Origin of the sequence: Adlercreutzia sp. ZJ242, assembly GCF_011038995.1 — a bacterium.
In the GTDB taxonomy this organism is placed as follows: Bacteria; Actinomycetota; Coriobacteriia; order Coriobacteriales; family Eggerthellaceae; genus CAAEEV01.
In genome coordinates, this window is record NZ_JAAKEE010000067.1 from 1 (window position 1) to 11,636 (window position 11,636).

At 67.1% G+C, this 11,636-nt stretch carries 12 protein-coding genes, 2 tRNA genes and 1 other RNA gene; 14 read left to right on the forward strand and 1 reads right to left on the reverse strand.

Features of this window, described 5'->3' with window-relative positions; translation table 11 throughout:
• The 8 genes from G7Y49_RS11115 to G7Y49_RS11150 all read left to right on the forward strand — a co-directional run.
• Positions 1-938, forward strand: a 938-nt coding sequence (locus G7Y49_RS11115) for a cell division protein FtsQ/DivIB (protein WP_370519660.1), incomplete at its 5' end; no start/stop codon positions are given.
• Positions 939-1,188: 250 nt separating this feature from the next.
• Positions 1,189-2,313, forward strand: a complete 1,125-nt coding sequence (gene ftsZ / locus G7Y49_RS11120) for a cell division protein FtsZ (RefSeq protein ID WP_165173828.1) — start codon at positions 1,189-1,191, stop codon at positions 2,311-2,313.
• Between the two features lie 12 nt (positions 2,314-2,325).
• Complete coding sequence (locus G7Y49_RS11125) at positions 2,326-3,198, forward strand: polyphenol oxidase family protein (RefSeq protein WP_165173830.1); 873 nt, start codon at positions 2,326-2,328, stop codon at positions 3,196-3,198.
• A gap of 11 nt (positions 3,199-3,209) precedes the next feature.
• Positions 3,210-3,899, forward strand: coding sequence for a YggS family pyridoxal phosphate-dependent enzyme (locus tag G7Y49_RS11130; RefSeq protein WP_165173832.1), 690 nt, complete (start codon positions 3,210-3,212; stop codon positions 3,897-3,899).
• 111 nt (positions 3,900-4,010) lie between these two features.
• A complete protein-coding gene (locus tag G7Y49_RS11135; RefSeq protein ID WP_165173834.1) occupies positions 4,011-4,949 on the forward strand; it encodes a cell division protein SepF in 939 nt (312 codons plus the stop codon).
• Positions 4,949-5,800 (forward strand): pyrroline-5-carboxylate reductase, encoded by an 852-nt coding sequence (gene proC, locus G7Y49_RS11140; RefSeq protein ID WP_165173836.1) that lies wholly within the window; start codon positions 4,949-4,951, stop codon positions 5,798-5,800. The genes G7Y49_RS11135 and proC overlap by 1 nt, the downstream gene beginning before the upstream one ends.
• A complete protein-coding gene (locus G7Y49_RS11145) occupies positions 5,794-6,048 on the forward strand; it encodes a YggT family protein (RefSeq protein WP_165173838.1) in 255 nt (84 codons plus the stop codon). Before proC ends, G7Y49_RS11145 begins: the two co-directional genes overlap by 7 nt.
• 54 nt (positions 6,049-6,102) lie before the next feature.
• A complete protein-coding gene (locus tag G7Y49_RS11150; protein WP_165173840.1) occupies positions 6,103-6,957 on the forward strand; it encodes a DivIVA domain-containing protein in 855 nt (284 codons plus the stop codon).
• A 211-nt stretch (positions 6,958-7,168) separates the two neighbouring features.
• Here G7Y49_RS11150 and rnpB read toward each other — a convergent pair.
• An RNA gene (gene rnpB, locus G7Y49_RS11155) (RNase P RNA component class A) lies at positions 7,169-7,514 on the reverse strand.
• A 57-nt stretch (positions 7,515-7,571) separates the two neighbouring features.
• On the opposite strand from rnpB, the gene G7Y49_RS11160 reads away from it, so the two are divergent.
• From G7Y49_RS11160 to G7Y49_RS11185, 6 genes are all read left to right on the forward strand, one after another.
• Positions 7,572-8,201, forward strand: coding sequence for a thiamine diphosphokinase (locus tag G7Y49_RS11160; protein WP_165173842.1), 630 nt, complete (start codon positions 7,572-7,574; stop codon positions 8,199-8,201).
• Between the two features lie 226 nt (positions 8,202-8,427).
• The gene (locus tag G7Y49_RS11165; protein ID WP_165173844.1) at positions 8,428-9,030 is read left to right on the forward strand and encodes a cysteine hydrolase family protein; all 603 of its coding nucleotides are present in this window, start codon (positions 8,428-8,430) and stop codon (positions 9,028-9,030) included.
• 152 nt (positions 9,031-9,182) lie between these two features.
• Positions 9,183-9,419: a glutathione S-transferase N-terminal domain-containing protein gene (locus G7Y49_RS11170; RefSeq protein WP_165056742.1), complete on the forward strand. Its 237-nt coding sequence runs from the start codon at positions 9,183-9,185 to the stop codon at positions 9,417-9,419.
• Between the two features lie 94 nt (positions 9,420-9,513).
• Positions 9,514-9,587: transfer RNA gene (locus G7Y49_RS11175), tRNA-Gln, on the forward strand.
• A gap of 56 nt (positions 9,588-9,643) precedes the next feature.
• A tRNA-Glu gene (locus G7Y49_RS11180) sits at positions 9,644-9,720 on the forward strand.
• Between the two features lie 313 nt (positions 9,721-10,033).
• A complete protein-coding gene (locus G7Y49_RS11185; RefSeq protein ID WP_165173846.1) occupies positions 10,034-11,242 on the forward strand; it encodes a hypothetical protein in 1,209 nt (402 codons plus the stop codon).
• The last annotated feature ends 394 nt before the right edge of the window (positions 11,243-11,636 follow it).

The following is an 11,636-nucleotide window of genomic DNA, read 5'->3' on the forward strand; positions in this document are numbered from 1 at the left end:
CCTCAAGCCCGCGCCCGGCGGCTTCGCCTGCCCCGCGCGGCGCCTCGGGCGAGCGCCCGAGCGCGCGGGGGAGGGCTGCCGCGGGCGTCACCTCGGTGCGCATCGGCGACATGGACCGCCTCGAGCGCGACCACGCGCGCGCCGAGCGCACGAAGCGCGCGGCGCAGGCGAGCAGGCGCCCGCTCATCATCGTCGGCGTGATCGCCGCGCTCGTCCTCGTCCTCGCCGTCGCGTGGTTCGCGCTTGCGCGCACCGCGGCGTTCGCCATCGAGAACGTGGAGGTGACGGGCGCCGACCACCTGACGACGAGCGAGGTGTCGCAGCTCGTGTCCATCCCGCAGGGCACCACGCTGCTCACGGTTGACATCGACGCCGTCAAGAGCAGCCTCGAGCGCGACTCGTGGGTGGAGAGCGTGTCGGTGAGCCGGGAGTTCCCCTCCACGCTCAAGGTGGCGGTGACCGAGCGGCAGGTCGCCGCGGTGGTCGAGGTGCCCATGGGCTCCACGCAGACCATCCAGGACTGGGCCATCGCCTCCGACGGCATGTGGCTCATGGCCATCCCGAGCCAAGACTCCGAGGTGGGGCGCACCCTGAGCCCGAAGATCTACGAGGACGCCGAGAGCGTGCTGCGCATCACGGGCGTGCCCTACGGCCTTACGCCCGAGATCGGCGCGTACTGCACCGACGGCAACGTGAACAACGCGCTGTCCATCGTCGACGGCATGACCACCGAGCTGGCCGGCCAGGTGAAGAAGGTGACGGCGACCGACCCCGCCTCCACGCTGCTCACGCTTGAGAACGGCGTCGAGATCGCGTTCGGCACCGCGGACGACATCCGCGAGAAGGAGCGCGTGGTCCTTGCGATCATGGAGGAGAACCCCACCGTCGTCTACATCAACGTGCGCGTGGTCGACCGCCCCACCTGGAGGGCGGCATAGGGGAGCAAGCGGGTGGCCTGCGGCTTTCGGCCTGCCGCGTGACGCGGCGGCCGCGGCCCGCCCGCCGCGTCACGCGGCGCGTTCCTTATGTCGTTATTTCGTGGACGGACGGGGAGTATTCGCTGGTCGCAAAGTTGCAAACGCCCCTTCATCGTGTAAAATAGCCCCCATATGTGCTGCGCTTGCATAAGCGCAGGTCAAGATTTGATTAACACGGCAGTCTAAACGCAGCAGGTGTGGAGGAAGAACAATGCCTAACTATTCAGGTGAGCATCTGGCGGTCATCAAGGTCGTCGGCGTAGGCGGCGGCGGCACGAATGCTGTTAACCGCATGGTAGAAGCAGGCGTCAAGGGCGTCGAGTTCATCGCGGTCAACACCGATCGCCAGGCCCTTCTGATGTCGGATGCCGACAAGACCATCCACATCGGCGAGGAGCTGACGCGCGGCCTCGGCGCCGGCGCGAACCCCGAGGTGGGCTGCCAGGCCGCTGAGGAGAGCCGTGCGGAGATCCGCGAGGCGCTCGCCGAGGCCGACATGGTGTTCGTCACCGCCGGCGAAGGCGGCGGCACGGGCACGGGCGCCGCGCCCATCGTGGCGGAGATCGCGCGCGAGGAGATCGGCGCGCTCACCGTCGGCATCGTCACCAAGCCGTTCTCGTTCGAGGGCCGCGTGCGCCGCAACCAGGCTGAGCAGGGCATCGATCTTCTGTCCCAGAAGGTGGACACCCTCATCGTCATCCCGAACGACCGCCTGCTCGAGATCGTCGACAAGAAGACGTCCATGATCGACGCCTTCCGCATCTGCGACGACACGCTGCGCCAGGGCATCCAGGGCGTGACGGACCTCATCACCGTCCCCGGCCTCATCAACCTCGACTTCGCCGACATCCGCGCGGTCATGAAGGACGCCGGCACCGCCATGATGGGCATCGGCATCTCCAACGGCGAGAACCGCGCGCTCGAGGCGGCCCAGCAGGCCACCAACTCCGCGCTGCTCGAGTCGTCCATCCAGGGCGCGTCGCGCGTGCTGTTCTCCATCGCCGGCGGCCCGGACCTCACGCTGACCGAGGTGTCCGAGGCGGCTCGCACCGTCGAGGCGTGCGCCGACGAGAACGCCAACATCATCTACGGCCAGATCATCGACGAGGGCATGAAGGATGCCGTGCGCATCACCGTGATCGCCACGGGCTTCAAGGCGTCGGCCTCCCAGTCGTCCATGGACTTCTCCCGTCCCAAGAAGCAGGACCTGTTCGCCTCCACCGAGCCGGTGGCGGCTGCGCCGACCCCCGCGCCGGTGTCGTTCTCCACTTCCTCGAGCGGCGGCCGCTTCGCCGACGAGGACTACATCCCCGACTTCCTGAAGCGCCAGCGCTAGGGGAGGCAGCCCGTGAAGGTATCGCAGCTGCCCCTGCCTCGCCTTGAGGCGCGCCAGCTCGGACCGCTCCATATCCTGACTGACGACGCGCTCGCCCGAACCTCGGGCGTGCGCGTTGCTTTTACCGGGCGTGCGGGCGGCGTGAGCGAGGCGCCCTACGCGGGGCTCAACCTCGCCACGCACGTCGGCGACGACCCTGCCGCCGTCATGCGCAACCGCGCGCTTCTGCTCGAGGCGCTCGGCGTGCCCGAGCTGCCGCTCGTCATCCCCAACCAGGTGCACGGCGACGAGCTCGTGCTCGTGCCGCGCGCCGACGCCGCGACGCTCGCGGACGTGCGCGCCGCGTCTGCGCGCGGCGCCGACGGCCTCGTGGTCACGACGCCCGGCGTGGCGGCGCTTCTGTGCTTCGCCGACTGCGTGCCGGTGGTGATCGCGTCGCCGACCGGCGCGTTCGCGGTGGTGCACGCGGGATGGCGCGGCGTGGCGGCGTCCGTCGCGCCGAAGGCCGTGCGCGCGCTCGCCGCGCGCGAGTCGCACGCGGCGGGCGGCGAGGGCCCCTTCGACGCGCCCGAGGAGGCCGCGGCGGCGTACAACGTCTACCTCGGCCCCCACATCCACGTCGAGTGCTTCGAGACGGGCGAGGACGTGCGGGCGCTCTTCGCCGAGAGGATGGGCGAGGAGTGCGCGCCCGACGCGCGCCACGTCAGCCTGGCGCGCGCGCTCGCCGTCGACCTCGCGCGCGCGGGCGTGGACCCGTCGCGCATCGCCGACGCGGGCGTGTGCACGGCGTGTCGCCCCGATGAGTTCTACTCGTACCGCGCCGAGGGCGGGGTGTGCGGGCGCCACGGCGCCCTCGCGTTTCGCGCGGCCGATCCAAGCAAGTGAGGAGCGAGGACATGGGAATCAAGGAGCGCTACGCGCGCACGCTCGACGAGGTGCGCGCGCAATGCGCGGCGGCGGGGCGCGACCCCGAAGACGTCACGCTCGTGGCGGTGTCGAAGACGGTCGGCGAAGAGGGCGTGGGCGAGGCGTTTGCCGCGGGCGCGCGCGACTTCGGCGAGAACCGCCCCGACCAGATCGTCCCGAAATCGGCGGCCTACCCCGAGGCAACCTGGCACTTCATCGGCAACATCCAGTCGCGCCGCATCCCCGAGATCGTGGCGTCGTCCTCGCTCATCCACTCGCTCTTCCAGCTCAGGCACGCCGAGAGGATCGACGCGGCGGCAGGGCGGCTCGGCAAGGTGCAGGACGTGCTCGTCGAGGTGAACGTCTCGGGGGAAGAGAGCAAGAGCGGCGTCGCGCCCGAGGACGCCGAGGCGCTCGTGCGCGCCTGCGCGGCGCTCGGCCACGTGCGCGTGCGCGGGCTCATGACCATGGCGCCGCAGGGCGACCGCGCGGTGGCGCGCGCGTGCTTCGACGACCTGGCGCGCCTGCACGCCCGCATTCGCGCCGCGCTCGGCCCGCGTGACGCTGAGGCGTTCGATGAGCTTTCCATGGGCATGAGCGAGGACTGGCATGAGGCCATTTGCGCGGGCGCTACCATTGTTCGCGTGGGGCGCGCCATTTTTAGCGACTCCTTCGAGTAAGATAGAGGGTGCGTGCTTTTTCGCGCTGAAGGCGACCGCATCGCGGCGGTCGCTGAGATGACGTCAAGGCGGCACGCCGCCTGACGGATAGATTTGGTGAGGAGGTCTGGCATGGATCTGCAGGACGGGAAGAGAATGCTCGGAGATCTCAAGTCCAAGCTCGGATTTGGGTCGAAGGGGCAGGACGCGGCCTACGACGACGGCTATGACGACTACGACGATTACGATGACGGGTACGACGACTACGCTGACAACTACGGCGACGGGTACGACGACTACGCCCCGGCGAGCTCGAGCTACGACCGCTATGCGCCGGTGACCACGCGCTCGGTGGGCTCGGGCCGGCAGACGGGCTCCGGCTCGAGCATGCCGCGCCTCGTCTCCATCGACGACGTGCGCGCGAGCACGCAGGTTCCCGGCAGCCTGAACCGCGACCCGCTGCCGCCGCGCCACGTGACCACGCCGACCACCAACGCGTTCGGCCGCACGATGGTCGACTCCTCGCTCCCGCCCCAGATGACCCCCGAGGGCACGGCGGCGGTCTCCGCTGCCGCCTCGCGCCGCCGCTCGGAGGGCCTCGACTCGCTGTTCACGCCGACCACCGAGGAGGCCGCGGCCGCGCCGGCCTCCGGGCGCGCGGGCGCGCACGCGGCTGCTGCGTCGGCGCACGGGGCGCACGCGTCCGCCGCAGGCTCCGCGAGCTCGTCGTCCTCGGCGGGCTCCGCGGGCGCCTACGACCCGTACGACTCCTACACGGGAAGCTCCACGGGCAGCTACACCGGCCGCCGCACGCTCACGGTCATCGCGCCTGCGAGCTACGGCGAGGTGGAGCGCGTGGCGAAGTCCCTCAAGGCGGGCGACGTGGTGGTGCTCGCGCTCGGCGAGGCGCCTGACGCGCTTGCCAAGCGCGTGCTCGACTTCTCGTTCGGCGTGGCGAGCGCGCTCGAGGCGTCGGTCGAGTGCGTGGCCGACAAGGTGTTCGTGGTGGCGCGCGGCAGCGGGCTGTCCGAGGTCGAGCGCATGAACCTGCGCAACCAGGGGGTGCTCTGATGGCAGGCGCCTGCGAGGTCAGGCGCGTCTCCGTCATCGGCGGCGGCAAGATGGGCGAGGCCGTCCTCGGCGGCTGGATCGCCGCGCAGGAGGGCCCGGCGCGCGCTTTGGGCGCGGAGAGCTTCGGCGTGGCCGACCCGGGCGAGGAGCGCCGTGGGTACCTCGCCGAGCGCTACGGCGTCGCCTGCGCGTCTGACGCGCGTGAGCTGCCGCGTGCCGACGTGGTGGTCTTGGCGGTGAAGCCGCAGGTGATGACGGGCGTGCTCGAGTCGATCCGCGCGCACGAGCCCTACGCGGGCGGCGAGGGCGGCCCGCTCTTCGTGTCCATCGCCGCCGGGCTCACCACCGAGCGTCTGGAGGCGGCCCTGCCAGAGAGCGCGCGCCTCGTGCGCGTCATGCCGAACACGCCGCTTCTGGTGGGCGCGGGCGCCACGGCGGTATGCGCGGGCGCGCATGCCGCAGAAGATGACGTGCGCCTCGTGCGCGAGCTCTTCGCCAGCCTGGGCTTCGCCTGCGAGGTGCCCGAGTCCGACATGGACGCCGTCTGCGCGCTCTCCGGGTCGGGCCCGGCCTACGTGGCCGCCCTCGTCGAGGCGCTGCGCGACGCGGCTGCGAAGCACGGCATCGCGCCTGAGCTCGGCGAGCAGCTGGCGCTGCAGACCGTGTACGGCACCGCGCTCCTCATGAGGGAGACGGGCATCAGCGCCGAGACGTGCCGCGTCAACGTGTGCAGCCCCGGCGGCACCACGCTCGCAGCACTCAATGCCATGAACGCCGCCGGGTTCGCCTCCGTGTTCGGGGCGGGCGTCGATGCGGCAGTCACGCGATCTAAGGAGCTTGCCTCATGCTGACGTTTCTGCTCGTTCGCCTTGCCGACGCCTACAGCCTCATCATCTTCATATACGTGATGATGTCGTGGCTGCCCACGAGCCGCGGCATCGTGGCCGACATCTACCAGGTGCTCGGCAAAGTCTGCGACCCGTACCTCAACTTGTTCAAGCGACTCATACCCCCTATTGGAGGAATGGTGGACATAACGCCCATAATTGCCCTGCTTGTATTACAATTTGCGGTACGACTACTCGTTATTCTGTTTTAACGGTCAACTGAGGGAACGGCCCTTCGTGCCGGCATCCTGATGAGAGGGAACAACATGGCTATTACTGCTGCCGACATCCACAACCAAAGCTTCTCGATCGATCGCAAGGGCTACGACGTTGACGAGGTTGACGTCTTCCTCGAGCACGTGGCTGACGAGATCGACGCGCTCAACAACCAGATCATGTCGCTGGAGGACCAGCTCGACGACGCCAAGTTCGACGGCTTCGACACCCCGGCCGCGCCGGTGGCGGCTGCTGAGACGGCGGTCATCACGCCGGCCGAGTCCGCGCCCGCTGCTGACGTCTCCGAGTACGAGCGCATCATCGCTGAGAAGGACGCCCTCATCGCCGACCTCGAGCGTCAGCTCGAGGAGAAGAAGGCCAACGACAGCGCCATCTCCGCGGCGCTCGTCGTCGCCCAGCGCTCCGCCGACGAGATCGTGGCCAAGGCTGACGCCCAGGCCGCCGAGACCATCCAGGACGCACGTGACGAGGCGACGCGCATCCTGAACCGCGCCAACGCCGACAAGCAGGAGGTGCTCGACTCCATCCGCAAGCTCGAGGACGAGCGCGAGGACGTGCGCGACGAGTACGCCGACATCCTGAAGGACTTCATCACCGACGCGTCCCGCAAGCTGTCCGACCTCGGCGGCATGGTGACTGCGAGCGCTGCCGTCTCCGCCGCCGCCCACTACGTGACGCCGAGCCAGCCCGCCGCGCTCGGCGTGCAGGCCACCGGCGAGATCGAGCTTGCCGAGGACGCGCCTGCGCCCGCGCCGGTCGCCTACACCACGCCGCAGGCCACTGACGCCGTGGTGGCCGCCGCCACGCCGGTTGCGAGCGCCTACGAGAAGGACCTCTCCGGCTTCGGCGACGCCGACGACTTCGAGTTCGAGGAGATCGACTAGCTGATCGTTCCGCTCGCCTGGCGGCGAGCGGAACTGCTCGACGCTGCGAAGGGCTGAGGCACCCCGCCTTGCCGCTCCGAGCTTTCGTCGCGTACGAAGTACGCTTCCTCAAGCTCTCACGGCAACTCGGGGCACCTCAGCCCTTCTCGCTGACGTTACGAACGATCTGCAACTCTTCAGTAAGAAAGGCCCCCTCGGGGGCCTTTTTACGTAGGCGAGCGGGCCGGTAAGCCGGGTTCTGTCGAAGGACGGCCATTTATCTCGAACGCGCGTCACCGCGCGTCTCTAGCACGCAACCCGAACGCACGGAAGGGCGGCCGTATCGCGTTCCTATTTGCGCTTGCTCCAGATGGGGTTTACCAAGCCGCGCCGTTGCCGACGCGCTGGTGCGCTCTTACCGCACCGTTTCAGCTTTTCTCCCGCCTAGAGGCGGGGGAGTCTTCTTTTCTGTGGCACTGTTCCGTCGGGTCGCCCCGCCCAGCCGTTAGCTGGCATCTTGCCCTTGGGAGCCCGGACTTTCCTCGCACCGTGAGGTACGCGACCGTCTGGCCCGCTCGCATGTGTTATTCTAGCAAACCGAGAAACGAGCGATTACCAGAAAGAGGGATCCTCACATGAGAACGTGTGCGTTGGTGGGCGCTTCCGAGTTCAACGCGGAGCATTTCCAGGAGATGGACGCTCAGGGCACCTTCGACTTCGTCATCGCCGTCGACGGGGGCTTCAAGCACCTCGAGGGCATCGGGCGGACGCCTGACATGGCGCTCGGCGACTTCGACTCTCTGGGGTACGTGCCCCGCGGCATGCGCGTCACGCGCTTCTCGCCCGACAAGGACCAGTCCGACATGGAGCTCGCCCTGCAGCGCGCCAAGTCGATGCGCTACACCGACGTGTACGTGTACGGCGGCCTCGGCGGGCGGCTCGACCACACGCTCGCCAACCTGCAGGTGCTCGCGCTGTTCAGTGAGCGCGGCCTCATCGTCACGGCGGTCGGCGACGAGGCGGCCATCACGTTCGTCACCGGCCCTGACACGCTCGAGCTGCCGGCGGTCGAGGTCGGCACGGTGTCGGTGCTCTCCATGAGCGACGAGGCCCGCGGCGTGTTCGAGCGCGGCCTCAAGTGGGAGCTCGACGACTTCAGCCTCTCCAACCGCACGTCACGCGGCCTCTCCAACGAGTTTGCAGGAGAGGCCGTCATGATCGGCGTGGAGTCGGGCACGATCGCGGTGTTCGTCCCGCTCGCCTGACGGCGTCTGGCGAAAGGACATCCGCGAGGGACTTCGTCATGGACGTTGCGAACGCCCCCGCCTCAAGGCCGCTTCGCGCAACGTGCGTGCTCGCGCGCCTCATGAGTGAGATAATCTCTAAGCAGCACGGCGGCCGCCTGCATAAGCGGGCATGGTCGCATGCGCGCGACGTTTTGCTCGCGTGCGCGACGGGCAGGCCGCCGACCTCCAGAGGAAAGGAGCATTCATGCTGGGAGACGAGAACAACAGCGACCTCGTGGCGCTCGACGAGGTTGATCCGCGCACCTGCGCGCTGATCGTCATCGACGAGCTGGGCGATCCTGCGGGTGGTCCGCTCGAGAGCGTGCTGCTTGAGCCCACGCTCAACACCGCGCGTCTCGCCCAGGCTGCGCGCAAGGCGGGCGTGCCCGTGATCTTCACCAACGACGCGCACATCGAGGGGCTCGACCGCGAGCTGGCGCTGTGGGGGCCGCACGGCCTGGCGGGCACGCCCGAGGCGCAGACCTCGCCCCAGCTTGGCCAGCAGGCAGGCGACTACGTCATCGAGAAGCGCCGCTACTCGGCCTTCTTCCAGACGGACCTGCGCCTGCTGCTCGACGAGCTGGGCGCGCGCACGCTCATCTGCTGCGGCATGGACACCAACATCTGCGTGCGCCACACGGTGGCTGACGCCTACTTCAACAACTACGACGTGATCGTGGTGGGCGACGCGACGGCGACCTTCCTCGTGGGCAACCAGGAGGAAGGACTCTCCTACATGGAGACGTGCTACGCCGCGAAGATCGTCACCACGGACGAGGCGGAGGCCCTCATCGCAGGGCGCGCGTAGGCGAAGGCGGTCCAGGCGAAGGACCGCCTGATGCGCGCCGCATGCGAACCTAGCCCTTGGCTTTGAGCCTTGGACGGGGAAGCGACGCGCTTTCGCAGGGTAAGCGCGGCTGCGCGATGGGCGCGCAGCCGCTTGAGACAAAGGAGAACCTCATGGAAACCCCCATCCTGTACCACTGGGCGCCATGTGCAACCTGCTCGGTGACCTCGCAGTTCGCCGACGAGCACGGCATCGCCCTCGACAAGCGCGACGTCGAGCTCGAGCAGCCCTACCAGGAGCTTCTCGCCCTCGGCGGCGATGCGAACCTCATCCCGTACCTCTACGCGGAAGGCCAGCTCATCCAGGGCAATGACGCGATCATCGCCTACCTGACGGAACATTTTTGCTAAAAAGTGAAATTCCTTCTTGACGAGAGACGTGCGAATCATTAATATATCCACTTGCGCTTGCCACTTCCGCAAGGAAGCGGCGAAGGAATTGCGTTGGGGTGTCGTCTAATGGCAGGACAGCGGTTTCTGGTGCCGTATGTGAGGGTTCGACTCCTTCCACCCCAGCCAAAAAAACTGGTTGACAACGAATCGCAATCGTGTAAACTAGCAAAGCGCACTTACGTGGCTCCGTCGTCTAGCGGTTTAGGACGCCGCCCTCTCAAGGCGGAGGTCGCCGGTTCGAATCCGGTCGGAGCTACCAAGCAACCTCAGGCTGGGAGTCATCTCCCAGCCTTTTTCGTTTCTCGGGGCCCTTCTGCGGATCTCTCGTCCCGTCTCCCCTTCAGGGCATCCCAAGCGGATCTGTCCCCTGCCCCTCGATGCCATCCCGGGCGGGCCGCCCGCGGGGAGCGGAGCCGGGGTCCGGCCGCGAGCAGGCTGTACGCCCAAGATGACGCGCCCCTCACCCTTACTCATTTGACACATTTCTTGACACCCTCATGGCGAAAAGCCAACATGATGCCCAAGGAAACGAGGCGAATAGGCGCCGCAGCATGACAAGAGAGGATCGTATCATGGAAAAAACCAGTTTGAGAATCAGGGGGATCGCTCATGCGATGGCGGCTTTCGCCTTTGCCATGCTGCTGGCGTTCTCGACTGCGGGAGCTGCCTGGGCTGCGCCTTCCGATGAGGTGAGCAGCAGCGCAGGGAACGCATTCGCTAGCTCCGAGGACTACACGTCCCTTCCGGAGACCAAGATCGATCGTGATTTCTACTGGGCGGGCAAAGACCTCCACCTCGCTTCCACCGAGACTGGCGGCGATATCGTGGTCGCCGGCATGAACCTCGGCGTCTCCGACTCGAAGGCGGGCGGCAGCGTTCGTGCAGCTGGCATGAACTTGACGCTCGCCAACGTGTCTGCCCGCAATAACTTCACGGTTGCCGGACAGAACGTAGATCTTGTCGACTGCGCGGCAGAAGGCGGGGTGTACTGCGCCGGGTCTACGATCTCTTTTGCAGGCAATGCCTCGGCGGGCGTGTTCGCAGCTGGCAAGGTCGTCTTGGACGGAACGATCAACGGCGACGCTTCGATATACGCCGATGTCGTAGAGATTGGCCCGAACGCCGTCGTGACAGGCAAGCTCCATGTGGAATCGAGCGCCGAGCCCGTTGTCCCTGAATCAGCTCAAATCGGCACCCTTGAATACGAGAAGGAAGTCGAAGAGACGAACGTCGACGCAAGCGAAGCAGTCGAAGCCTTTGCGTTCATGGGCGTGCTCTTCAAAGTTGTGGGAGTTGCGGGAACCGTTTTGTTTGCGCTTGCGCTGGCATGGCTCTTCCGTCGTCCTGTCGAGGGTGCAGCTGCCATGACGCGCAGCCGCGCAGGGCGCATATTCGCCACCGGCGCGATCGCGCTTGTCGCAGCACCGCTGTTGCTCGTGCTCTTGCTTTGCTTCGTCGTCACCAGCCCCATTGCCCTGGCGTTGCTTCTTGCGCTCGTGGCTTTGGCGGTGGTGGCGGTCCCGTTCGCAGCTGCTTCGCTGTCGCGTCTGGTGCTTCCCAAGATGAATCGCTTTGGAGCTGCGGCTATCGGCGGCGTTGTGCTTGGAATCGTCGCGATTCTTCCGTTCCTTGGCGCGCTCGTCTCGCTTGCCTCGTTCATATACGCCCTCGGCTATGCCATCCAGGTGTTGTGGAACGCTCGTCGTTCGTCTCCTGACGATGCAGGGTTGAGCGAATCCTCGGATTGCCCCTTGCCGGAGACTCCTGCCCCTCGCCCCTAGGCTCCGCCCTCCCTCCCTTCCCTCCTGGAGTTGTGTCCAAGCTGTGGAGACGCGCCGGATCGCTTGCAATCGGCGGCGGGGGAGGTAGTATAGACGAGCTGCCTTTCGGAGAGGCAGGGCGCGCCGCCCGGCGCGGGGGAGGATTCGGAAGATTCTCGAAGAAAACCCTTGACATCGGGTCGGCGGGCTGGTAGAGTATCTCCTTGCGCGTCTCGCGAGAGGCGCGGGCGGGGAGGCCGCGGGGCGGCCTGCCGCGGGACCTTGAGAACCGGATACTGAGGACATGGAACTCGAATTCAGAGTGTGATATGTCAGACGGACATTCTTTACCTCGTCAATCCACGTGATTGGCAACTTTAAAGCTTTTAAGCGATCAAACGCGGGGCGCGTGAGC